This window comes from Blastococcus sp. SYSU D00868, assembly GCF_054050575.1.
The window spans coordinates 117,256-138,780 of the sequence record NZ_JBJGZO010000009.1 but is presented as its reverse complement, the minus strand read 5'-3'; the positions used below and the strand labels follow the sequence as shown (position 1 = coordinate 138,780).

At 76.4% G+C, this 21,525-nt stretch carries 21 protein-coding genes, 1 pseudogene and 1 riboswitch; of the genes and pseudogenes, 11 read left to right on the top strand and 11 right to left on the bottom strand.

Annotated features, from left to right (window positions below):
- Positions 1-12 precede the first annotated feature (12 nt).
- Positions 13-2,457, top strand: coding sequence for a transglycosylase domain-containing protein (locus ACI79F_RS10790; protein WP_456545148.1), 2,445 nt, complete (start codon positions 13-15; stop codon positions 2,455-2,457).
- Between the two features lie 41 nt (positions 2,458-2,498).
- On the opposite strand, the pseudogene ACI79F_RS10785 reads toward ACI79F_RS10790, so the two are convergent.
- Positions 2,499-3,218: pseudogene (locus tag ACI79F_RS10785) on the bottom strand (YhjD/YihY/BrkB family envelope integrity protein); the annotation flags it as partial.
- 116 nt (positions 3,219-3,334) lie between these two features.
- Entirely contained in the window at positions 3,335-3,643 is a 309-nt protein-coding gene (locus ACI79F_RS10780) for a hypothetical protein (protein WP_456578901.1), read from the bottom strand.
- Between the two features lie 241 nt (positions 3,644-3,884).
- A riboswitch (cyclic di-AMP (ydaO/yuaA leader) is annotated at positions 3,885-3,977 on the top strand.
- A 35-nt stretch (positions 3,978-4,012) separates the two neighbouring features.
- On the opposite strand from ACI79F_RS10780, the gene ACI79F_RS10775 reads away from it, so the two are divergent.
- Together ACI79F_RS10775 and ACI79F_RS10770 are read left to right on the top strand one after the other, a co-directional pair.
- Positions 4,013-5,089, top strand: a complete 1,077-nt coding sequence (locus tag ACI79F_RS10775; protein WP_456545149.1) for a C40 family peptidase — start codon at positions 4,013-4,015, stop codon at positions 5,087-5,089.
- A 159-nt stretch (positions 5,090-5,248) separates the two neighbouring features.
- The gene (locus ACI79F_RS10770; RefSeq protein ID WP_456545150.1) at positions 5,249-5,626 is read left to right on the top strand and encodes a DUF2568 domain-containing protein; all 378 of its coding nucleotides are present in this window, start codon (positions 5,249-5,251) and stop codon (positions 5,624-5,626) included.
- On the opposite strand, the gene ACI79F_RS10765 is transcribed toward ACI79F_RS10770, so the two are convergent.
- Positions 5,607-6,149, bottom strand: a complete 543-nt coding sequence (locus ACI79F_RS10765; protein WP_456545151.1) for a hypothetical protein — start codon at positions 6,147-6,149, stop codon at positions 5,607-5,609. The two genes, ACI79F_RS10770 and ACI79F_RS10765, sit on opposite strands and share 20 nt — an antisense overlap.
- 215 nt (positions 6,150-6,364) lie before the next feature.
- Here ACI79F_RS10765 and ACI79F_RS10760 point away from each other — a divergent pair, with 215 nt between their 5' ends.
- Positions 6,365-6,682, top strand: a complete 318-nt coding sequence (locus ACI79F_RS10760) for a DUF3817 domain-containing protein (RefSeq protein ID WP_456545152.1) — start codon at positions 6,365-6,367, stop codon at positions 6,680-6,682.
- Between the two features lie 39 nt (positions 6,683-6,721).
- Complete coding sequence (locus ACI79F_RS10755; protein WP_456545153.1) at positions 6,722-8,044, top strand: serine hydrolase domain-containing protein; 1,323 nt, start codon at positions 6,722-6,724, stop codon at positions 8,042-8,044.
- Between the two features lie 77 nt (positions 8,045-8,121).
- Here ACI79F_RS10755 and ACI79F_RS10750 read toward each other — a convergent pair whose 3' ends face one another.
- Positions 8,122-8,640 carry a hypothetical protein gene (locus ACI79F_RS10750; RefSeq protein ID WP_456545154.1) on the bottom strand — a complete coding sequence of 173 codons (519 nt, stop codon included), beginning with the start codon at positions 8,638-8,640 and terminating at the stop codon, positions 8,122-8,124.
- A 75-nt stretch (positions 8,641-8,715) separates the two neighbouring features.
- Here ACI79F_RS10750 and ACI79F_RS10745 point away from each other — a divergent pair, with 75 nt between their 5' ends.
- Positions 8,716-8,967, top strand: a complete 252-nt coding sequence (locus ACI79F_RS10745) for a DUF3253 domain-containing protein (RefSeq protein WP_456545155.1) — start codon at positions 8,716-8,718, stop codon at positions 8,965-8,967.
- A 7-nt stretch (positions 8,968-8,974) separates the two neighbouring features.
- On the opposite strand, the gene ACI79F_RS10740 is transcribed toward ACI79F_RS10745, so the two are convergent.
- The 3 genes from ACI79F_RS10740 to ACI79F_RS10730 all read right to left on the bottom strand — a co-directional run bounded on the left by ACI79F_RS10740 (position 8,975) and on the right by ACI79F_RS10730 (position 11,517).
- A complete protein-coding gene (locus ACI79F_RS10740; protein WP_456545156.1) occupies positions 8,975-10,051 on the bottom strand; it encodes a M42 family metallopeptidase in 1,077 nt (358 codons plus the stop codon).
- A gap of 117 nt (positions 10,052-10,168) precedes the next feature.
- On the bottom strand, positions 10,169-10,951 hold the full coding sequence (locus tag ACI79F_RS10735; protein ID WP_456545157.1) for a GAF and ANTAR domain-containing protein: 783 nt from the start codon (positions 10,949-10,951) through the stop codon (positions 10,169-10,171).
- A 59-nt stretch (positions 10,952-11,010) separates the two neighbouring features.
- Positions 11,011-11,517 (bottom strand): Lrp/AsnC family transcriptional regulator, encoded by a 507-nt coding sequence (locus ACI79F_RS10730; protein ID WP_456545158.1) that lies wholly within the window; start codon positions 11,515-11,517, stop codon positions 11,011-11,013.
- A gap of 218 nt (positions 11,518-11,735) precedes the next feature.
- Here ACI79F_RS10730 and pdhA point away from each other — a divergent pair, with 218 nt between their 5' ends.
- The 5 genes from pdhA to ACI79F_RS10705 all read left to right on the top strand — a co-directional run bounded on the left by pdhA (position 11,736) and on the right by ACI79F_RS10705 (position 16,981).
- Positions 11,736-12,866 (top strand): pyruvate dehydrogenase (acetyl-transferring) E1 component subunit alpha, encoded by a 1,131-nt coding sequence (gene pdhA, locus ACI79F_RS10725; protein ID WP_456545159.1) that lies wholly within the window; start codon positions 11,736-11,738, stop codon positions 12,864-12,866.
- Positions 12,866-13,846: an alpha-ketoacid dehydrogenase subunit beta gene (locus tag ACI79F_RS10720; protein ID WP_456545160.1), complete on the top strand. Its 981-nt coding sequence runs from the start codon at positions 12,866-12,868 to the stop codon at positions 13,844-13,846. Before pdhA ends, ACI79F_RS10720 begins: the two co-directional genes overlap by 1 nt.
- Complete coding sequence (locus ACI79F_RS10715; protein WP_456545161.1) at positions 13,846-15,264, top strand: dihydrolipoamide acetyltransferase family protein; 1,419 nt, start codon at positions 13,846-13,848, stop codon at positions 15,262-15,264. Before ACI79F_RS10720 ends, ACI79F_RS10715 begins: the two co-directional genes overlap by 1 nt.
- 4 nt (positions 15,265-15,268) lie before the next feature.
- Positions 15,269-16,441, top strand: a complete 1,173-nt coding sequence (locus ACI79F_RS10710) for an AGE family epimerase/isomerase (RefSeq protein WP_456545162.1) — start codon at positions 15,269-15,271, stop codon at positions 16,439-16,441.
- 72 nt (positions 16,442-16,513) lie between these two features.
- Positions 16,514-16,981 carry an SRPBCC family protein gene (locus ACI79F_RS10705; RefSeq protein WP_456545163.1) on the top strand — a complete coding sequence of 156 codons (468 nt, stop codon included), beginning with the start codon at positions 16,514-16,516 and terminating at the stop codon, positions 16,979-16,981.
- 75 nt (positions 16,982-17,056) lie between these two features.
- Here ACI79F_RS10705 and ACI79F_RS10700 read toward each other — a convergent pair whose 3' ends face one another.
- The 4 genes from ACI79F_RS10700 to ACI79F_RS10685 form a co-directional block, all read right to left on the bottom strand.
- On the bottom strand, positions 17,057-17,317 hold the full coding sequence (locus ACI79F_RS10700) for an HPr family phosphocarrier protein (RefSeq protein WP_456545164.1): 261 nt from the start codon (positions 17,315-17,317) through the stop codon (positions 17,057-17,059).
- 101 nt (positions 17,318-17,418) lie between these two features.
- Positions 17,419-19,560, bottom strand: a complete 2,142-nt coding sequence (locus ACI79F_RS10695) for a PTS fructose transporter subunit IIABC (protein WP_456545165.1) — start codon at positions 19,558-19,560, stop codon at positions 17,419-17,421.
- Positions 19,561-19,581: 21 nt separating this feature from the next.
- Entirely contained in the window at positions 19,582-20,634 is a 1,053-nt protein-coding gene (locus ACI79F_RS10690) for a 1-phosphofructokinase family hexose kinase (protein WP_456545166.1), read from the bottom strand.
- On the bottom strand, positions 20,631-21,398 hold the full coding sequence (locus ACI79F_RS10685) for a DeoR/GlpR family DNA-binding transcription regulator (protein ID WP_456545167.1): 768 nt from the start codon (positions 21,396-21,398) through the stop codon (positions 20,631-20,633). Before ACI79F_RS10685 ends, ACI79F_RS10690 begins: the two co-directional genes overlap by 4 nt.
- Between the last annotated feature and the right edge of the window lie 127 nt (positions 21,399-21,525).

Genomic DNA, 21,525 nt, shown 5'->3' with positions numbered 1-21,525 from the left:
GGGAGGAGGACCATGGACCCGCGTAGGGGCCGGCTGCGCACGCTGCTCCAGTTGGCCGCCACCATCGTGGCGACGGGCGCACTGGTCGCGGGGCTCCTCTTGCCCTGGGTGGGCGGCCCGGCCCTGCTCGCCTCGCAGTCCACGGGGCTGCTCGGCGACCTCCCGCTGGAGCTGACCGACCGCACCCCGCCGGGCAACACGGTGCTGCTGGCCGCCAACGGCGAGCCGATCACCTGGTTCTACGAGGAGAACCGGCAGCCGGTCGCGCCCGACCAGATCGCCCAGGTCATGCAGGACGCGATCGTCGCGATCGAGGACTCCCGCTTCTACCAGCACAACGGCCTGGACGTGCAGGGCACGCTGCGGGCGCTGGTCCGCAACGTCACCGCCGGCGAGGTCGCCGAGGGCGGGTCGACGATCACCCAGCAGCTGGTCAAGCAGACGCTGCTGCAGACGGCCGACACCCCCGAGGAGCGGGACGCGGCGACCGAGCAGACGGTGGGCCGGAAGCTGCGCGAGGCGCGCCTGGCCCTGGGGCTGGAGGAGGAGTACTCCAAGGAGGAGATCCTCACCCGCTACCTGAACATCGTGTACTTCGGGCAGAACGCCTACGGCGTGCAGCCGGCGGCCCGGGCCTTCTTCGGCGTCGATGCCTCCGCGCTCACCCTCCCGCAGGCGGCGCTGCTCGCCGGCCTGGCGCAGAGCCCGACCAACGACGACCCCTTCACCGCGCCGGAGCGGGCGACCGAGCGGCGCAACGAGGTCCTGTCCCGCATGGCCGACCAGGGCTACGTCTCCGAGGAGGAGGCGGCCGCCGCCCAGTCCGCCCCGCTCGGCCTGGCGCCGGCCCCGGCGCCCCGCCGCGGCTGCGCCGAGGCCAGCGTCGGCCCGTTCGTCTGCGACTTCGTCCAGCGCTTCCTCATCCAGGACCTGGGGCTCACCCAGGAGCAGCTCGACAACGGCGGCTACGTCGTCCAGACGACGCTGGACGTGGAGCTGCAGCGGGCCGGGGACGCCGCCGTCCTCCAGACGCTGCCGCTGGGCGACTCGCTGGCCGCCATGTTCACCGCCGTGGAGCCCGGCACCGGGCACCTGCTGGCGATGAGCGTGAACCGCGTCTTCGGCTACGACCGCGACGACCCGGCGCAGGAGTCGTTCAACCTCAACGTCGCGCCCAGCCAGGGGTCGGGGTCGACGTACAAGGTCTTCGTCGCCGCCGCCGCGCTCGCCCGCGGGTACTCCCCGTCCTACACCCTGACGACGTCGGACCCCTACGTCTCCCGCGTCTACCGGGACGGCACCGGGCCCTACGACGTGCGCAACGCCGGCCGCTACCGGTCCAGCCTGGACATGACGACGGCGCTCTACCAGTCCTCCAACACCTACTTCCTGGCGCTGGAGGACGCGCTCGGCAGCGTCGAGGAGCCGGTGCGGATGGCCGAGCGGATGGGCCTGTTCCAGTTCAGCCCGCCGGAGCTGCCGCAGCAGATCATCGACGACAACCGCGGGTCGTTCACCTTCGGCGCCGAGGCCACCAGCCCGCTCGGCCTGGCCAGCGCCTACTCGACGCTGGCGGCCAGCGGCACGCAGTGCGACGTCGTCCCGGTGACGGCGGTGCTGGACCCGACGGGCGAGCCGGCCGTCGGCGCCGACGGCGAGCCGCTGCCGATCGGCGACCGGTGCACCCCGGAGGCGATCCCGCCGGGCGTGGCCGACACCCTCAACCAGATGCTCCGCCGCGACGTCGAGCCCGGCTACGCCGGCCAGACCGGCCGGCGCGCCTACGTCCCCGGCCACCAGATCGCGGGCAAGACCGGGACGTCGCAGGACAACTTCTCGGTCGCGTTCGTCGGCTACACCCGCGAGATCGCCGGCAGCGTCATGGTGCTCAACCCCAAGCAGAACGAGGACGTCGGCGGCTTCGGCGGCGGCAAGGGCGCGACGATCTGGCACGACGCCATGGCCCCGGTGCTCGAGGCGCGCGGCAGCAGCGACTTCCCGCCCGAGGACCCGGCCGTCGTCCGGGGCAACACCCGGCCGGTGCCCGGCTGCTCGTCGGTCCGCGCCTGCGAGACCGCGCTGGTGAGCGCCGGCTTCGCGACCGCCCGGATCCGCGTCGACAGCGCCCAGGAGGCTGGCACCCTGGTGGGGACCAGCCCGCCGCGCGGCGGCCGGGCGGTGCCCGGCCAGGTGGTCACCATCCTGGTGAGCAACGGCGCGGACTACGTCGAGCCCGCGCCCGAACCGCCGGACCCGCCCGCCGGCGGTGGCGGCGGGGGTGGCGGCGGGGCGCCGTCACCGCAGCCCTCGCCGTCGCCGCCACCGGGACCCGCGCCGGGGCCGGCCCCCGAGCCGGAACCGGAGCCCGGCCCGGGCGGCGGTCCGGGCGGTGGCCCGGGCGGTGGCCCGGGCGGGGGGCCGGTGGCCCCCGGCGAGCCGCTGCCGCCGGACGGCTGACCCGGGCGGGCGGCCCGGCCCGCCGCCAGCCGCTCGTCGAGGGCCTGGGTGATGAGCCACCCGCCCAGCAGCACCAGGTGCAGCAGGAACAGCCACAGGGCCAGGGCGACCGCCGCGCCGACCGCGGTCAGGCCGCCGAACGGCGCGCCCAGGTCCAGCGGCAGGGACAGGAAGAACACGAACCCCTGCAGGAACCCGGACAGGCAGGCGGCGGTGAACAGCGACGCGCAGACCAGCGCCGGCCACCGCAGCCGGCCGGCCGCCACGACGCGGAAGCCCCACACCAGCGGCACGGTCAGCGCGAACAGCACCGAGTAGTAGCCGAGCGCGAACCGGCCGATCGCGGCCCCCGCGCCGGGGCGGGGAGCGAGCTCCGCCATGCCGCCGGCCGCCAGCAGCAGGGGGTACAGCAGCAGCGGGGTGACGACGACGAGCGGGAGCCCGAGCAGCCGGCCCCGCCAGCCGGTCAGGGTGTCCCGCCGGCGGCTGAACCGCAGCAGCGCCCGGCGCAGCCCCTCGCCGTAGAGCGAGAGCGGGACGAGGGCCAGCAGGAAGCCCAGGACGTCCATCCCCAGCCCGGCGTCCACCAGGTCGCGCACCACCCCCGGCGCGCCGAGCTGCTCGGGTAGCACCTCGGTCAGCCGGTCGGTCAGCCGGGAGACCTCGGCCCGCCCGGTCAGCAGACCGGTGAGCCGGACGGCGACCAGCAGCAGCGGGACGACGGCGATCCCGGCGTAGAAGGTCAGTCCCGCGGCGATCAGCGCGAGGTCGCGGCCGTGCAGCTGCTCGCGGACCGACGCGGTCAGGAAGCGGACCTCCGCGACGACCCGGGCCCGGGTCCACGCGGCCCCGGGCGGCGGTGGTGCCGGCGCCGCGCTCAGCCGGCGGACTCGGAGGTCTGCGCCCCCGAGGTCTCGGTGCCCCCCGAGGTCTCGGTGGCCCCGGAGGTCCCGCTGCCCGACGTCCCGCTGCCGGAGGAGTTGCTCCCGGACGACGCGGGCGCCTCGGAGGTCTGGGTCGGCGGGCCCTCGGTCTCCGCGCAGTCCCCGCTGTCCTCCGCCGTCCCGCACTCCTGCTCGTTGCGGTCGACGTCGGTGTTCCCGCCGCTGTTGCTGCACGCCGTGAGCGAGCCGGCGATCGCGAGGACGACGAGCGGGCGGGCCAGCGCCCGCCGGGAGATGCGCATGCGGGGGTGGTGCGCGCCGCGGCAGCTCCTGAAACCCGCGCGCGCCGGGCGCCAGCAGACCGGCCCGCCCCTCGCAATGTGGCGTTGATCGCTCACTGTGAGCGAACGAATTACACGCTGGTGATTGTCACGCCGCCATAACGGCCCTTACGGTCTGTGTGTCCAACGGGGCGCTCCGTCACTGAAGTGGGTGACACCCCGTGGACGCCGTCGAGCCGGCCGACCCCTCGGGGGACGCCGGGCCGGGGACCCACCGCAGTCCTGGGGTGCAGTGCACGCGGATCCACCGCGGGCACCGGGCGAACTCCCGCCCGAACCCGTCAGCTAACCCGGTAGGCGGCCGTCGGAGAAACGGAGAGCCGCCTCCCCATGGCGACCCCTGAGCGCGCCTTCCCCGCGCGCCCGCACCGCGCCCGCCGGGCGCTCCTCCTCGCCTCCTCCGTGGGCGTCGCCCTCGGCGTGGCGCTCGTCCCGGCCCCCGCGGCCGCCGAGGAGCCGGGGACCGCCGCCGAGGCCGCCGAGCTCATGGCGGCCCGCGGCCACGAGCTCGAGGCGGTGACCGAGCAGTTCAACGAGGCGCGCGAGCAGCTGGCCGCGCTGCAGGCCACGGCGGCCGAGGCCACCGCCGCCGCCGACGCCGCGCAGGCGCAGGTCACCACGGCCCAGCAGCAGGTGCGCGGCGTGGCCCGCAGCGCCTGGACGGGGCAGAGCGGCGGGTCCCTCGCGGCGCTGCTGACCAGCGACTCCGCCGAGGAGTTCATCGACGCGGTGAACGTGCTCGACATGGTGGCCGACCACCAGAACGGCGTCCTGAGCACCGCGGTGACCGCCAGCGACGCCGCGGCCGCCGCGCGCGCCACGGCCGACCAGGCCGCCGCGCAGGCGCAGGAGACCTACGACGCCGTCGCCGCGCAGCAGGCCTCGCTCGAGGCCGAGATCGCCGAGTACCGGGCGGACTTCGAGCGGCTCACCGCCGCCGAGCAGCAGGCCGCCCTGGCCGCCTCCGCCGCCGCGCACGCCGAGACGTCGGCCAGCCGCGACGACCGCGAGTCCCCGGCGGCCGCCCCCTCGGCCCCGGTCGTGGCCAGCAGCGACGCGGCCCAGATCGCCATCGACACCGCCATGGCCCAGCGCGGCAAGCCCTACGTCTGGGCCGCCGCCGGCCCGCGCTCCTACGACTGCTCCGGCCTGACGCAGTACGCCTACCGCGCGGCCGGGATCAGCCTGCCGCACTCCAGCCGGATGCAGTCCCAGATGGGCCAGGCCGTCTCCCGGGCGGACCTGCGCCCCGGTGACCTGGTCTTCTTCTACAGCCCGGTCAGCCACGTCGGCATCTACATCGGCAACGGCCAGATGGTGCACGCGCCGACGTCCGGGGACGTCGTCAAGGTCGCCAGCATCGACTCGATGGGCGGCTACGCCGGCGGCCGCCGGATCGCCGGCTGAGCCCTCCGGGGCCCTCCCCGGCTCCTCCGCAGTCCGACCCGCAGCCCCGGCCGCCCCGCGCGGCCGGGGCTGCGGCGTCCCGCCCTCTTGACTGCACCGCTCTCTTCTGTGAACACTGCTCTCGAAACGACACGGTGATCGCAGAAGAGGGAGTCCGACGTGGTGGAGACCTGGCAGTGGACCTGGGCGCTGGCCGCCTTCGCCGCCGAGCTGGCGGCGCTGGTCGTGTTGTCCCGCTGGGGCCTGGCCGCGGGGCCGGCCGGCGCGGGCCGGGTGCTGCTCGCCGTGGCGCTGCCGCTGGCGGCCGCCGTCCTGTGGGGGCTCTTCGCCGCGCCCCGGTCGGTGGTCGACGTCCCGCTGCTCGCCGTCCTGACGAAGGTCGTCGTCTTCGGTGCCGCCGTCGCCGCGTTGTGGGCGAGCGGGTCGCCCCGCCTGGCCGCCGTCCTCGGCGTGGTCGCCGTGCTGAGCGCGGTGCTGTCCGGTCCCGTGGTGCCGGAGCCGGCGCCGGTGGTCGCCGTCAGCTCCCCGGCTCGCTGACGGACTGGAGCAGCCCCCAGACGAAGCGGGCGCGGCGGCCGTCGGGCAGCGCGACGTCCCAGTGCGCCGGCGCCGGGGCGCCCACGTGCGAGGCCCCGGGCACCGCCGCGACGTCGTCCACCACGTGCTGCCAGACCAGCAGCCGGTCCGCCCGCGCCCGCGGGACGCCCGAGTCCGGTCCGCGCACCAGCTGCTCGTCCAGGACCTCGCCGCCCGGGCCGCTCACCACCCGCCAGCGCAGCTGCGGCCACAGCGGCAGCGGCCACTGCCGCAGCTCCAGCTCCAGGTCGCCGTGCCGGCGCGGGACGCAGGTGTCGGGCGGGCCGAGCACCGCCGTCCGCAGCGCCAGGCCGCGCGGCGCCCGCGGGCTGTGGTGCAGCGCCTGCCAGCGGGCGTGCGCCGCGTGCGCGGCCCCGCGGGTGGCCGACAGCCGCGGCAGCGCCTCGGCGACCAGGTCGGGACGGACGTCGGCCATCCGGCGCAGCAGCACGAGGCAGAACTCCCGCCGCGCCAGCCCCCGCACCCCGCCGACCCTGCCACGCCGCGGGAGCAGCTCGCCGTCACCGGGCAGCGCTCCCGTCGCGTCGCGGCGCGACAGCAGCGCCGGGGGATGACGGTGAGGGCGCGCCGCCCGCCCCGGGACCGGCCCTGCCGCGGAGGTCACACCCCCGGACGGGGACCCCGCGGGCGGGCCGGCCGTTGGCACCGGGAGGAGACCGCCCGCTCGAGAGGGAGCCGATGACCCCGCGCACCGCCGTCCTGCTGTTCCGCGCCGTCGCCGTCACCGAGGCGCTGACCTGGGTGGGGCTGCTGGCCGGCATGTACGTCAAGTACGTGCCCGAGACCACCGAGCTGGGCGTGCAGGTCTTCGGCCCGATCCACGGCGGGGTGTTCGTCCTCTACGTCGTCGTCTCCCTGCTGGCGGCGCGGCTGCTCGGCTGGTCGAAGGGGACGACGCTGCTCGCCCTGGCCGCCTCGGTGCCGCCGTTCGCCACGGTCGTGTTCGAGGTGTGGGCCCGCCGCACCGGGCGGCTCGGCGCGGTCGCCCCGGCCTGACCCGGGGCGGCGCCCGGCCGGTGGCCTACGGTCGCCGTCATGCCCGAGCCCGTGCTGCCCTCGACCGCCCGGACCCTGCTGGCGCGGACCGCCCTGGCCCAGCGCGACGGCCGGGTCCCGGGGCTGGTCGCCGGGGTCGTCCGGGACGGCGGGCTGGCCTGGTCCGCGGGCCGCGGCGACGTGCCCGGACCGGTGACCGACGTGCAGTACCGGCTGGGCTCGATCAGCAAGACCGTCACCGCGGTCGCCGTGCTGCGGCTGCGCGACGAGGGCCGGCTGCACCTCGACGACCCGCTGGAGCGGCACGTGCCCGGCACCCCGCTCGGGGACCGCACGGTGGGCCAGCTCCTCTCCCACCTGGCCGGGGCGGCCGCCGAGAGCCCGGGCGGGTGGTGGGAGCGCGTGCCGGGTGGCTCGCTGGCGGACCTGCGGCTGCACGAGGAGCACGCGGTGCTGGGCGCCGCCCGCCGGTTCCACTACTCCAACCTCGGCTACGGGCTGCTCGGCGAGCTGGTCGCCCGGCACCGCGGGCGGCCGTGGGCCGACGTCGTCCGCGACGAGGTGCTGCTCCCGCTCGGCATGGTCCGGACGACGCCGCGCCCGCAGCCCCCGGCCGCCCCGGGCACCGCGGTGCACCCGTGGGCCGACGTCGTCCTGTCCGAGCCCGAGCACGACGCCGGGGTGATGGCCGCGGCCGGCCAGCTGTGGGCGCCGCTGGCCGACCTGGCCCGCTTCGCCGTCTTCCTGCTCGGCGACACCGGCGACGTGCTGCGGCCGGCCACCCTCGAGGAGATGGCGGTGCCCGCCGGGGTCGACTCCTCCGCGCCGGGCTGGTCGGCCTACGGCCTGGGCCTGCAGGTGATCCGGCTCGACGGGCGGGTGTACACCGGCCACGGCGGCTCGATGCCGGGCTTCCTGGCCGGCGTCTTCGTCGACCGCGAGGAGGGCACCGGCGCCGTCACGCTGGCCAACACCACCAGCGGCATGCTCCCGCTGTGGCCGGGGCTGCTGGCCGACCTGCGGGCCGCCGAGCCCCGGGTGGTCGAGGAGTGGCGGCCGGCCCCGCCGGCGGTCGACCTGGACCTCCTGGGCGTCTGGTTCTGGGGGCCGGCGCCCTACGTGCTGCGCGCCGTGGGCGCCGGGCTGCTGGACCTGGCCCCGCTGCCCGGCCGCCCGGGCCGGGCCAGCCGGTTCACGCCGCGCCCGGACGGCACCTGGCTGGGCCTGGACGGCTACCACGCCGGCGAGACGCTGCGGATCGCGCCCGACCACCTGGACCTGGGCACGTTCGTGTTCACCCGCACGCCCTACGACCCGGAGGCCCCGGTGCCCGGCGGCGTCGACGAGCGCGGCTGGCGCTGAGCGCCACTCCTCGGCGAGATCTGCACACTCGTCGGGATCAGCCGCTGATGGCGACGAGTGTGCAGATCTCGGCGGGGTCAGGGGCGGTCGAAGGCGTCCATCGTCGACTTGAGGACCGCACCGTAGACCAGGTGCGGCACCAGGTCGCTGACCCAGTCGGTGGCCGACCACGTGCGCGGGTCGGTGATGCCGAGCGCCGTCATCGGCCCGTTGGCCGCCACGAGCACCCCCGCGGTGGTCAGCAGCGTGCCGACCAGCCACTGGGAGCGGAACCCGGCCGCCCGGGCCAGCCCGGTGACGACGCCGACGCCGACCCCGGCCACCAGCCCGGTCAGCGGCCCCAGTCCCTCGACCCGGTGCTGCCGGGTCTCCTCGTCACCGGGGATGTGCACGTGCGCCTTCGCGGCGAGCGTCTCGACGGTCTGCTCGGGGGTCGAGCTGCTGCCGCGGCCGCGGACGGCCATGTCCACGTAGGTGACCGCGTTGAGCGCGGTGGTGGCCGCCGCCCCGGCCGCCGCGCCCCGCAGCGTCCAGCCGAGCAGGCTGATGCCGCGGCGGCCCTTGCCGATGGTCCCGATCGCGGTCTGCTTCGCCATGCCGCGGCCGGTACCCCCGGCGCCGACCGGCACACCCGCGTGGCGGCCGGACCCGGCCGGCCGCACCCTGGCGGGGTGGACGACGTCGACCGCGCGCTGGAGCGGCAGATCGGCGCGCTGCTCGCCGCCCGCGCGGCCGGCGCCTCGATCTGCCCCTCGGAGGCGGCGCGCGCGGTGGACCCGGCCGGCTGGCGGGAGCTCATGCCCGCGGCCCGGGCGGCGGCCGGGCGGCTGGCGGCGGCCGGCGAGGTCGAGGTCACCCAGGGCGGCGCGGCGGTCGACGTGGCCACCGCCCGCGGGCCCGTGCGCGTGCGCCGCCCCCGCTGAGACGGGCTCAGCCGCCGGGGGAGGGGCGGCGCAGGTACTCGGCGAGCAGCCGCGCGGCCCGCTCGACCGTCCCGGTGTGCATGACCTCGTAGCCGTGGGTGGACAGCGTCGGCAGCGACAGCAGCGCCGCCTGCGGGGTCTGCCCGGCGGCCTTGGACTGCGAGGCGTCGGAGTCGAACGACTGCCACACCGCGGTCTGCGGCTCCAGCCCCAGCTCGCGGGCGAGCGCCACGAGGTGGTCGCAGATCCGCTTGTCGTACGCCACCGAGTCGTCGGCGTAGGCGATCACCGGGCCGCCGTCGACGGTCACCTGGTACTCGGCCTCGGCCGGCCCGACCTCGACGGCCAGGGTGACCTCCCCGGGCAGCACGCGGCTGGCGTACGCCGCGCCGATGCCGCCCATCTCCTCGCTGGTGGTGGCCACCAGGTGGACGTCGGCCGGCGGCCGCCCGCCGTCGGCCCGCAGCAGCTGCGCGGCCCGGACGACGGCGGTCAGCGCCGCCCGGTCGTCGAGGAAGTAGGAGCCGGAGAAGTCGCCGAACCGGGTCAGCCCGCGCTTGACGGCGTGCACGCAGACCCGGGTGCCGGGGTGCACCCCGGCGGCGGCCAGCTCCTCGGCCGAGCGGCCGGTGAACACGTACACGTGCGACCAGTCCAGCGCCCGGTCGCCCTGGTCGGGCTTGGTCTCCCAGATCCGCCGGCTCTCGGTGGTGGTGTGCTCCGAGCCGAGGGTGAGGACGGCGGTCAGCGTCTCGTCGTCCCCCAGGACGGCGACCGGGCCCAGGCCGAAGTTGCCCGGGTACATCACGCCGAGCGACGTGACCCGCAGCGTGCCGTCGGGTTCCACCCGCTTGACCAGCATCGTCAGCTCGTCGAGGTGGGCCATCACCCGCACGCCGGGGCCCGCGTCCGGCCCGCCGGAGCCGCGGATCAGCGCCACCAGGTTGCCGGCGGCGTCCACCCACGTCTCGTCGGCCAGCGGCGCCAGCTCCCGCCGCACGACGTCGCGGACGGCCTCCTCCTGCCCGACCGGTCCGTAGGTGCGCAGCAGCTCCTCGAGCAGCTCGGCGGGGTCCGGCGACATGCTCCTCCTCGGGTCGGTGGCCGATCCGCCGGTGCCCCCGGCCGCCGCCCGCGAACCGCGCCGCCGCCCGCGAACCGTGCCGCCCCGCGACTCGCGCGGGCGCCCGGTCGCCCCGGCTCAGTCCCCGGGGACGGCGCCCAGCTCGCCGCCGCCCCGCCGCGCGTCCCGGCGGGCCGCGCTGGCCGGCCGCGGCGTGCGCACTACCTCCAGGGCGATGTCGCGCAGCTTGCGGTTGCTCTCGTTGCTCAGCCGCACGAGCACCTGGAACGCCCGCTGCCCGGTGAGCCCGTAGCGCTCCATGAGGATGCCCTTCGCCTGGCCGATCAGGTCCCGGGCGTCCAGCGCGCGCTCGAGGTCCTCCCGCTTGGCGGCCCCGGCGTAGGCGATCGCGGCGTGCGCGGCCAGCAGCAGGCCGACCTGCTCGGCCTCGGCGTCGAAGGCGTGCGGCTGCGACGCGTACAGGGTGAGCGCGCCCAGCTCCCCCCGCTCCACGTGCAGCCGGAAGCACAGCATCGACCGCGCCCCCAGCGCGGCGGCCCGCGCGGCGAAGTCCGGCCAGCGGGTCTCACCGGCCATGTCCTCCACCCGCACCGTCCGGTGCTCGGCGAGCGTGTCCAGGCAGGGGCCCTGGCCCACCTCCTGCTGCACGGCGTCGACCCGCTGGGGGAGCTCGCCCGTGGCGGCCCGCGAGTGCACCGTGGTGCCGCCGGTCACGGTGCTCACCGAGGCCGCGGCCGCCCCCGGGACCAGGGTGGTCGCGGCCCGCACGATGTCGTGCAGCAGGACGTCGGGGTCGTCCTCGTGCTCGAGCTGCCGGGCCAGGTCGCTGAGGGCGTTGGCCAGGCGCTCCGCGGGCGCGGGCGCCGGCGCGGTCGTCCGGGAGGTGTCGCTGCTGCTCACGTGCCCTCCACGCTCCGGCTGTCGTCGACGCGTCGCCCGGACCCCCGTGCCCCGGGAGGCTACCCGGACGGCTCGTCCCGCGGGGCGCCCTCGCCGGGATCGCCGGCGGCGCGCAGCAGCAGCGGGTCGACCCGGTGCTCGACCAGCCGGCGCAGGGCCAGCGCGGTGTCGGTGCGCTCCACGCCGGGCAGCGCCAGCACCCGCTCGGTGATCCGCCACAGGTCGTCGGCGTCGCGGGCGGCCACGCGCACGAGCAGGTCGGCCACCCCGGACAGCGCGGTCACCTCCAGCACCTCGTCGAGCTCGCCCAGCGCCGTCCCCACGTCGGTCAGGCTGCGCTGCACCACCTGCACGGTCATGTAGGCCTCGAGCCGGTAGCCGAGCGCCTCGGGGCGCACCCGCGTGGTGAACGACGCGAGCGCCCCGCCGGCCTCCAGCCGGGCGAGCCGGGCCTGCACGGTGTTGCGGGCCAGGCCCAGCCGCTGCGACAGGGCCATCACCGAGGCGCGCGGGTCCTCGGCCAGCGCCCGCAGGAGACGGGCATCGGTGGCGTCGAGGACCGGCACGATGCGCAGTCTGGCATGGGTTGACGTCCAAGGACTGAGCGATCTGCGTAGGACGTCCAAGCATCCTTGCGCACTCGTCCGAGTGGGTGATCTGCTCCGCGACGGGGCGCGTCGTGTCACGATGTCGTGAGTGGCGTCACACCCCGGCGTCACGGCACGTCCACCGATCGCAGCCGCCCGGCGACCCCGGGCCTGCGGGAGACGACGAGGAGCAGCCCATGTCCACGGTGCCCCCCGAGGTGGCCGACCCCGTACCGGGAGCCGGTGCCCCGCACCTCCCGCCGCAGCCCGACCTCGTGCAGCTGCTGAGCCCCGAGGGCCAGCGCGTCGAGGACCCGTCCTACTCGATCGACCCCTCGCCCGACGAGCTGCGCGGCCTGTACCGCGACCTGGTGCTGGTCCGCCGGTGGGACGTCGAGGCCACCGCGCTGCAGCGGCAGGGGGAGCTCGGCCTGTGGGCCTCGCTGCTCGGCCAGGAGGCCGCGCAGGTCGGCGCCGGGCGCGCGCTGCGGCCCGACGACATGGCCTTCCCCACCTACCGCGAGCACGGCGTGGCCTGGGCGCGCGGGGTGGACCCGCTGCACGTGATGAGCCTGTTCCGGGGCGTGGACAACGGCGGCTGGGACGCCGCGGCGACCGGCTTCAACCTGTACACGATCGTCATCGGGGCGCAGACCCTGCACGCCACCGGCTACGCGATGGGCGTGCAGCGCGACGGCGCGGAGAGCGCAGTCCTGGCCTTCCTCGGCGACGGTGCGACCAGCCAGGGCGAGGTCAACGAGGCGATGATCTGGGCGGCGTCGTTCCAGGCGCCGGTGGTCTTCTTCTGCCAGAACAACCAGTACGCGATCAGCGCGCCGATCGAGCGGCAGTCCCGGGTCCCGCTCTACCAGCGGGCCTCCGGCTTCGGCTTCCCGGGCGTGCGGGTCGACGGCAACGACGTCCTCGCCGTCCTGGCCGTGACCCGGGCCGCGCTCGCCGCGGCGCGGGAGGGGCAGGGGCCGACGTTCATCGAGGCGTTCACCTACCGGATGGGCGCGCACACCACCTCCGACGACCCGACCCGCTACCGGCTCGCCGACGAGCTGGAGGAGTGGAAGCTGCGCGACCCGATCGCCCGGCTCAAGGTCCACCTCGCCCGCGAGGGCCTGGCCGACGCCGAGTTCTTCGCCGCGGTGGACGCCGAGGCCGACGAGCTGGCCGCCCGGGTCCGCCGCGGCACCGTGTCCATGCAGCCGCCGCCGGCGGAGAGCATGTTCGACGCCGTCTACGCCGAGCAGACCCCGCCGCTGGCCGCCCAGCGCGACCAGTTCGTCGCCTACCAGGCCTCGTTCGAGGGGAGCCACTGATGGCCACCGAGACGCTCACCCTCGGCAAGGCGCTCAACCTCGGCCTGCGCCGGGCCATGGAGGACGACTCGAAGGTCGTGCTCATGGGGGAGGACATCGGCCGCCTCGGCGGCGTCTTCCGGATCACCGACGGCCTGCAGAAGGACTTCGGCGAGGCCCGGGTCGTGGACACCCCGCTGGCCGAGGCGGGGATCGTCGGCACCGCGGTCGGGCTGGCCATGCGCGGCTACCGGCCGGTCTGCGAGATCCAGTTCGACGGGTTCGTGTTCCCGGCGGTCAACCAGCTGATCACCCAGGTCGCCAAGATCTCCGCGCGCTCGCGCGGGCTGCAGCGGATGCCCGTCGTCGTGCGCATCCCCTTCGGCGGCGGGATCGGCGCCGTCGAGCACCACAGCGAGAGCCCGGAGGCCTACTTCGCCCACACGCCCGGGCTGAAGGTTGTCGCGGTCAGCAACCCGGTCGACGCCTACTGGGGCATCCAGCAGGCCATCGCCTCGCCCGACCCGGTCGTCTTCCTCGAGCCCAAGCGCCGCTACTGGGAGAAGGCCGAGGTCGACCTCGACGCCACGCCCGAGCCGCTGTTCCGCTCCCGGGTGCTCCGGGGCGGCGACGACGTGACCGTGCTGGCCTACGGCCCGATGGTGAAGACGGCGCTGCAGGCCGCCGACGCCGCCGCCGAGGAGGGCCGCTCGCTCGAGGTGGTCGACCTGCGCACCCTCTCCCCGCTGGACCTCGAGCCGGTGTTCGCCTCGGTCCGGCGCACCGGGCGCTGCGTCGTCGTGCACGAGGCCGGGGTGACCCTCGGCCTCGGCGCGGAGATCGCGGCCCGGGTCACCGAGGAGTGCTTCCACTCGCTGGAGGCGCCGGTGCTGCGGGTCGGCGGCTACGACGTGCCCTACCCGCCGGCCCGGCTGGAGGAGGAGTACCTGCCCGACCTGGACCGGGTGCTCGACGCCGTCGACCGCGCGATGGGGTTCTGATGGGCGCCCTGCAGCAGTTCCGGCTGCCCGATGTCGGCGAGGGCCTCACCGAGGGCGAGATCCTGCAGTGGCTGGTCGCCGTCGGCGACGAGGTGACGGTGAACCAGCCGCTGTGCGAGGTGGAGACCGCCAAGGCCGCGGTCGAGCTGCCCTCGCCGTTCGCCGGGACGGTCACCGAGCTGCTGCACGAGGCGGGCAGCACGGTCGACGTCGGCACGCCGATCATCACCATCGACACCGGCGGGGACGCCCCGGCCGACGGCGGACCGGCCGGCGGCGGAGCGGCCGAGCGGACCCCCAACCTCGTCGGGTACGGGCCGCGGGCCACCGAGGCACGCCGCCGGCCGCGCCGGTCGGGCACGACCGTGGCCGCGCGCGCGACCGCGCCGGCCGAGCCGCCCGCCCGGCCCCCGCTGCTGACCACCGTGCCCGACCTCCACACCAAGCCGATGCGCCACGGCGGCCTGGAGATGGGCCGCGCCGCCGAGGCGCACGCGACCGAGGCCGCGGCGGCGCCCGCCCGGCCCGTGCCGCACGGCACCGGCCGGCCGCGGCCGCTGGCCAAGCCGCCGGTGCGCAAGCTCGCCCGCGACCTCGGCGTCGACCTGGCGTCGGTCCCCGGCAGCGGCCCGGGCGGGGTGATCACGCGCGCCGACGTGACCGCCGCCGCCGCGCCCGAGGCGGCCACCGCCCCGGCGGCCACCGCCCCGGCGGCGCGGGCCGGCGAGCAGCGGATCCCGGTCACCGGCGTCCGCAAGCACACCGCCGCGGCGATGGTGGCCAGCGCGTTCACCGCCCCGCACGTGACCGAGTTCCTCACCGTCGACGTCACCCGGTCGATGAAGCTGCGCGAGCGGCTGGCGGCCCGGCCCGAGTTCGCCGGGGTCAAGGTCAGCCCGCTGCTGCTCGTGGCGAAGGCGCTGCTGCTCGCGGTGCGCCGGCACCCGGTGGTGAACAGCCGGTGGGAGGAGGAGACCCGGGAGATCGTCGTCCCCGCGCACGTGCACCTCGGCATCGCCGCGGCGACGCCGCGCGGCCTGCTCGTGCCCAACGTCAAGGACGCCGACCGGCTCCCGCTGCCGGAGCTGGCCCGGGCGCTGGCCGAGCTGACCGAGACCGCACGCGCCGGGCGCACCGCGCCGGCGGACATGACCGGCGGCACGATCACCATCACCAACGTCGGGGTCTTCGGCGTGGACACCGGCACCCCGATCCTCAACCCCGGGGAGTCGGCGATCCTGGCCTTCGGTGCGGTGCGCCCGATGCCCTGGGTGCACAAGGGCAAGGTGGTGCCGCGGCAGGTGACCACGCTGGCGCTGTCGTTCGACCACCGGGTGATCGACGGCGAGCTGGGCAGCCGGTTCCTGGCCGACGTCGGCGCCGTCCTGCACGACCCGGCGGCGGCGCTGGCGTTCTAACGCGATGACGGACCTGGGCCGGTTGCTCGACTTCGCCGCCGGCGCGCGGGTGCCCGAGGGCGGCTTCGGCTACCTGGACGCCGACGGCACGGTGGCCGACCGGCCGCAGGCGACCTGGATCGTCGCGCGGATGACCCACGTGTTCGGGCTGGCGCACCTGCTCGGCCGCCCGGGCGCGGCGGGCCTCGCCCGGCACGGGGTGACCGCGCTGCTCGACGGGCCGCTGCACGACGCCGAGCACGGCGGCTGGCGGGCCGCCGAGGACGACGACGCGAAGACCGCCTACGTGCACGCGTTCGTCGTCCTCGCCGGCGCGACCGCCACCACCGCCGGGATCGACGGCGGCCGGCAGCTGCTCGGGCAGGCCCTCGCGGTGTGGGACGGCCGGTTCTGGGACGACGCCGCGGGCCTCGCGGTCGAGGAGTGGGCCCGCGACTGGTCGGCGTGCGGCGACTACCGGGGCGCCAACGCCAACATGCACGGCGTCGAGGCGACGCTGGCCGCCGCCGACGCGCTGGCCGGGGAGGACCCGCTCGCGGCGACCCGGCTGCGGTCGCGGGCGCTGCGCACGCTGGAGCGCGTGGTGCACGGCTGGGCGCGAGAGCGGGAGTGGCGGCTGCCCGAGCACTTCACCGCCGCGTGGGAGCCGCTGCCCGAGCACAACCGCGACCGGCCGGCCGACCCGTTCCGCCCCTACGGCGTCACCGTCGGGCACCAGTTCGAGTGGGCGCGGCTGTGCCTGCACGCCCGCGCCGCGCTGGGGGACGCCGCACCGGGCTGGCTGCTCGGCGACGCCGTCGGCCTGTTCGACGCGGCGGCCGGCCGGGGCTGGGCGGCCGACGGGGCGCCCGGGTTCCCGTACACCCTCGGCTGGGACGACCGGCCGGTCGTCGTCGCCCGGATGCACTGGGTGCTGTGCGAGGCGATCGCGGCGGCCACGGTGCTGCACGCGGTCACCGGCGAGGAGCGGTACGCCGACCTGGCACGGGCGTGGCGGGAGCACGGCGAGGAGCGCTTCGCCGACCCGGCCACCGGCAGCTGGTTCCACGAGCTGACCCCGGCCGGTGAGGTCGCGCACGACACCTGGCCCGGCCGGCCCGACGCCTACCACCTGGCCCAGATGCTGCTGGTCGAGGGCCTGCCGGTCCGGGGGAGCGTCGCGTCGGCGCTGCGCTGACGCGTGTGTCCCGGGCGGGTCCGGGGGGTAGGTGGTGCACGACCGACATCCCGAGACAGGAGGAGGCCGACCGTGGCCAGCGTGCAGGAGTCCATCGACGTCGACGTCCCGATCCGGGTCGCCTACGACCAGTGGACGCAGTTCGAGTCGTTCCCCGAGTTCATGGGCGGCGTCGAGCGGATCACCCAGATCGACGACACCCACACCCACTGGGTCACCAGCATCGACGGGGTCAAGCGGGAGTTCGACGCCGAGATCACCGAGCAGCACCCCGAGGAGCGGGTGGCCTGGGCCAGCACCAGCGGCGACGCCAAGCACGCCGGTGTCGTCACCTTCCACCGCCTCGACGACGACAAGACCCGCGTCATGATCCAGATCGACTGGGAGCCGCAGGGCATCGTCGAGAAGGCGGGCGCGGCGCTCGGCTTCGACGACCGGCAGGTCAAGGCCGACGCCAAGCGGTTCAAGGAGTTCATCGAGAAGCGCGGCACGGAGACCGGCGCCTGGCGCGGCGACGTCTCCCGGCCCGACCAGCCGTAACCGCAGAGCCGGACAGCACGACGGCGCCCGCCCCCCTCGGCCGGGGGGCGGGCGCCGTCGTCGTGTCGCGGAGAGCTACTCCGCGTCGAGGTCCGCGGCCACCAGGTCGGCGATCCGCGCGAGGGTCGCCTCGTCGTCGCTGGTGACGACGACCTCCGCCCCCTGCTTCGCGCCGAGCGTCATGATCATCAACGCCGACCCGCCGTCGACGGGCACGCCGCCGGGGGTGGCCAGGGTGACCGGGACGCCGGACTTGGCGACGGCCTCGGCGATCAGGGCCGCCGGCCGGGCGTGCAGCCCGACGCGCGAGCCGACGGTGACGGTCTGACTGGGCATGGGTGCCTCTCCTCGCTGCTGGGGACGCTGGTCCATCATCTGGCCTCGCTGCAGGGTCCCATCGCGAGCTTGCGAGCGCTGGGGGGCAGCGAGGTCCTTGCTCAGGCGCGGGCCGGCTGGGCGGGGGCCGGGTGGGCGGGGGCGACCCCGGTGGCCGCGTGGGCGTGGCCGAGGTCGACGGCGTCCTCCGGGACGTCGTCCGCCCGGGGCCGGCCGATGCTCTTGAGCACGGTCACCGCGACGGCGCCGACGACCGTGCCGGCGAGCAGGGCGAGCAGGAACCAGACCACGCCGGTCATCGCGAAGAACACGAAGATGCCGCCGTGCGGGGCCCGCAGCTCGACGCCGGCCGCGGCCACGATCGCGCCGGTGGTCGCCCCGCCGAGCATCATCGAGGGGATGACCCGCAGCGGGTCGGCCGCGGCGAACGGGATCGCGCCCTCGGAGATGAACGACAGCCCGAGCAGCCAGGCGGCCTTGCCGTTGTCCCGCTCGGCCGGCGTGTAGAGGCTCGGGCGGATGACGGTGCTCAGCGCCATCGCCAGCGGCGGCACCATGCCGGCGGCCATGACCGTCGCCATGATGACCAGCGGCGTGCCGGTCGCGGCCGCCGTCAGGCCGGTGGTGGCGAAGACGTAGGCCGCCTTGTTCACCGGGCCGCCCAGGTCGAAGCACATCATCAGGCCGAGGATGATCCCCAGCAGGGCCGCGGAGGTGCCGGTCAGGCCCTCCAGCCAGTTGCCGAGGCCCTCCAGCGCGGCGGCCAGCGGCCGGCCGAGGACGACCGCCATCAGCCCGCTGGAGATGAGCGTCGCCAGCAGCGGGATGATCACCACCGGCTGCAGCCCCCGGACGCCGACCGGCAGCCTCCAGCGGCTGATCCACAGCGCGGCGAAGCCGGCGATGATGCCGCCGACCAGGCCGCCGATGAAGCCGGCGCCGACGGTGACGGAGACCGCGCCCACGACGAAGCCGGGGACGATGCCCGGCCGGTCGGCGATGGCGTAGGCGATGTAGCCGGCCAGCGCCGGGACGAGGAACCCGAAGGCCGCCTGGCCGAGCACGGTGCAGACCGCGCCCAGGTAGCCGAGGAACCCGTCGTTGAGGCCCTCGATCCCGGCCGCCGACGGCAGGTCGAAGAACGAGTTGTTGAGCACCCAGCTCAGGGCGTAGCTCTGGCCCTCGACGTCCGGGTTGTCGGTGACGATCCGGTAGCCGCCGAACAGGAAGCCCAGCGCGATGAGCAGCCCGCCGGCCGCGACGAACGGGATCATGTAGCTGACCCCGGTCAGCAGCCAGCGGCGGATCTCGGCCCCCGTCGACGGGCGCGGGCCGGCCGGGGCGGCGGCCTCGGCGCCGCCGGCGGTGCCGGGCACCCGGCGGGCGGCCGGGTCGTCGGCGGCGGCCAGCGCCTCGCGGACCATCGCGTCGGGCTCGTTGATCGCCCGCTTGGTGCCGGCCTGGACGACGGGCTTGCCGGCGAACCGGTCGCGGTCCTTGACGCCCACGTCGACGGCGAACACGACCGCGTCCGCGGCCCGGATCACCTCCGGGTCCAGCGGCGTGGAGCCCGAGGAGCCCTGCGTCTCCACGTGCAGGACGACGCCGGCGGCCTCCGCGGCCGCGGCCAGCTTGTCGGCGGCCATGTAGGTGTGCGCGATGCCGGTCGGGCAGGCGGTGACGGCCACCAGGCTGCGGGTCGCGGCGGTCGCCGCGGGCGCGGCGGGCGGGGCGGCCGGCGCGGGTGCGGCCGGTGCGGGGGCCGCGGCGGTGACCGGCTGCGGCGCCTCCTGCGGGGCCACCACCTCCTGCACCAGGGCGACGACCTCGTCGGCCGAGCCGGCCGCGTGCAGCGAGGCCACGAAGTCCGGCCGCACCAGCGCCCGGGCCAGCGCGGTCAGCAGGGTGAGGTGGTCGGCGTCGCCGTGCTCGGGCGCGGCGATGAGGAACACCAGGTCGGCCGGGCCGTCCGGGGCGCCGAAGGCCACCGCCGGGGCGAGCCGGGCGAAGGCCAGCGAGGCCTCGGTGACCGCGCCGGAGCGGCAGTGCGGGATGGCGATGCCGCCGGGCAGGCCGGTCGCGGCCTGCGCCTCGCGGGCGAGGGCGTCGCCGGCGAGTCCCTCGGCGGAGGTCGCCCGGCCGGCGCCGGCGACGAGCGCCGCCAGCCGGCGGACGACGTCCTCCTTGTCGGTGCCCAGGGCGGCGTCCAGGGCGACGAGCTCGCGCGTGATGAGTGCGGACATGCGGACCTCTCGGAAGGCGCGTCAGAGGGTGTCGCGCCCGGCGGGCGCGACGGGAGCGGGGGAGGGGGTCGGCTCCGCCGGGCGGAGCGGACCGGCGACGACGGAGGCGGCCACGCTGTCGACCTGCGCCGGGGTGGGGACGGCGGAACCGGGCAGGCCGGCCGCGGCGGCACCGGAGGCCACCGCGCGGCGCAGCCGCTCCACCGGGGGTGCGCCGGCCAGGTCGGCCAGCAGGTGCCCGGCGAGACTGCAGTCCCCGGCACCGACCGTGCTGCGCACGGCGATCCGCGGCGGGCGGGCGGTGAAGCGGCCGCCCGCCGCGGTCGACAGGAGGGCGCCCTCGGCGCCCAGGGTGAGGAGCACCTCGGCGACGCCGCCGGCGTGCAGACCGTCCACGGCGGCCAGCAGGGCGGCCGGGTCGGCGGCGAGCGCGGCCTCGTCGGTGCCGGCGACCTGGGCCAGCTCCTCGGCGTTGGGCTTGAGCAGGTCCGGCGCCGCCGTGGGGCCGGCCGCCAGCAGCGCCAGCAGGGGGGCCTCGGAGGTGTCGACGGCGATCCGCGCGCCGGTGGGGCGCAGGGCCGCGACCAGCTCGGCGTACCAGTCGACCGGCGTCCCCGGCGGCAGCGAGCCGGCCAGCACCACCCACGCCGCGTCCGCCGCCGCGCGCAGCAGCGCGTCGGTGAGCGCGGCGCGGGTCGCCGCGTCCAGCGGGGCGCCGGGCTCGTTGAGCTTGGTGGTGGTGCCGTCGGGCTCGGTGAGGCTGTAGTTGGTGCGGACCGGGGCGGGCACGTCGACGGTCGCCATGGGCAGCGCCAGCCGGCGCAGCGCGGTCACGATCGGGTCGTCGAGCGCCGCGGGCAGCACCGTCACGACCTCGCCGCCGGCCGCCGCCAGCGCGCGGGCGACGTTGACGCCCTTGCCGCCCGGCTCCGTGGAGCTGGTGCCCAGCCGGGCGACCGCCCCGCGCTCGAGCGCGCCCGGGAGCACGAGGGTGCGGTCCATGCTCGGGTTGGCGGTGAGGGTGACGACCCGGGTCCTGCCGCGGCCGCCCGCTGCGCTCGCGAGCTCGCTCACGCGACCACGACCTCGACGCCCGCCGCCTCCAGCGCGGCGACCGCCGCGGGATCGGCCTCGGCGTCGGTGACCAGCACGTCGACCTGCTCGACGGTGGCGAAGCGGACCAGGTGCTCGCGGCCGAGCTTGCTGCTGTCGGCGAGCACCACCACCCGGTGCGCGGCCCGCACCATGGCCCGCTTGACCGAGGCCTCGGCCTCGTCCGGGGTGGTGCAGCCGTGCTCGGCGGTGACGCCGTTGGCGCCGAGGAAGGCGACGTCGAGCCGCAGCTCGCCGAGGGCGCGGACGGGGGTCTCGCCGACCGCGGTCTGGGTGATGCCGCGGACCCGCCCGCCCAGGACGTGCAGGGTGAGGCCGGGCGCGGTGGACAGCCGGGCGGCGATCGGCACGGAGTTGGTCGCGACGAACAGCCGCCGGTCCGGGGGCAGCACCTCGGCCAGGGCGGCGGTGGTGCTCCCGCCGTCGAGGAGCAGGCTGCCGTCCGTGTCCGGGAGCAGGTCGAGCGCCGCGGTGGCGATCTTGCGCTTCTGCTCGTGGCGGCTGGCCGTCCGCTCCCCGAGGGCGGTCTCGGCGAGGGTCAGCGCCCCGGCGGGCACCGCGCCGCCGTGCACGCGGCGCAGCGTGCCCGTGCGCTCGAGGAGGGCGAGGTCCCGGCGGATCGTCTCGGTGGTGACGCCGAACTCCTCGGCCAGCGCGGTGACCGCGACGCGGCCGCGGTCGGCCACCAGTCCCGCGATCGCCTGCTGGCGCTCCTCGGCGTACACCGCGACCCCATCCTGTTCGTATGCCCGGTTCGTTGGTTTCTTGTCTGTGTTGGTGTTGTTCTACGTTGGTTACGTTGACAAGTCAACACCGATTCGTGATGGTGGTCACCAGCACGGACCGACGTCG

What these genes read in the sequence shown, in the direction of transcription:
- ACI79F_RS10790 (WP_456545148.1), top strand. Translation starts at nt 13, where the DNA reads ATGGACCCGCGTAGGGGCCGGCTGCGCACGCTGCTCCAGTTGGCCGCC.
- ACI79F_RS10780 (WP_456578901.1), bottom strand. Translation starts at nt 3,643, where the DNA reads ATGCGCATCTCCCGGCGGGCGCTGGCCCGCCCGCTCGTCGTCCTCGCG.
- ACI79F_RS10775 (WP_456545149.1), top strand. Translation starts at nt 4,013, where the DNA reads ATGGCGACCCCTGAGCGCGCCTTCCCCGCGCGCCCGCACCGCGCCCGC.
- ACI79F_RS10760 (WP_456545152.1), top strand. Translation starts at nt 6,365, where the DNA reads ATGACCCCGCGCACCGCCGTCCTGCTGTTCCGCGCCGTCGCCGTCACC.
- ACI79F_RS10755 (WP_456545153.1), top strand. Translation starts at nt 6,722, where the DNA reads ATGCCCGAGCCCGTGCTGCCCTCGACCGCCCGGACCCTGCTGGCGCGG.
- ACI79F_RS10750 (WP_456545154.1), bottom strand. Translation starts at nt 8,640, where the DNA reads ATGGCGAAGCAGACCGCGATCGGGACCATCGGCAAGGGCCGCCGCGGC.
- ACI79F_RS10740 (WP_456545156.1), bottom strand. Translation starts at nt 10,051, where the DNA reads ATGTCGCCGGACCCCGCCGAGCTGCTCGAGGAGCTGCTGCGCACCTAC.
- pdhA (WP_456545159.1), top strand. Translation starts at nt 11,736, where the DNA reads ATGTCCACGGTGCCCCCCGAGGTGGCCGACCCCGTACCGGGAGCCGGT.
- ACI79F_RS10720 (WP_456545160.1), top strand. Translation starts at nt 12,866, where the DNA reads ATGGCCACCGAGACGCTCACCCTCGGCAAGGCGCTCAACCTCGGCCTG.
- ACI79F_RS10715 (WP_456545161.1), top strand. Translation starts at nt 13,846, where the DNA reads ATGGGCGCCCTGCAGCAGTTCCGGCTGCCCGATGTCGGCGAGGGCCTC.
- ACI79F_RS10710 (WP_456545162.1), top strand. Translation starts at nt 15,269, where the DNA reads ATGACGGACCTGGGCCGGTTGCTCGACTTCGCCGCCGGCGCGCGGGTG.
- ACI79F_RS10700 (WP_456545164.1), bottom strand. Translation starts at nt 17,317, where the DNA reads ATGCCCAGTCAGACCGTCACCGTCGGCTCGCGCGTCGGGCTGCACGCC.
- ACI79F_RS10695 (WP_456545165.1), bottom strand. Translation starts at nt 19,560, where the DNA reads ATGTCCGCACTCATCACGCGCGAGCTCGTCGCCCTGGACGCCGCCCTG.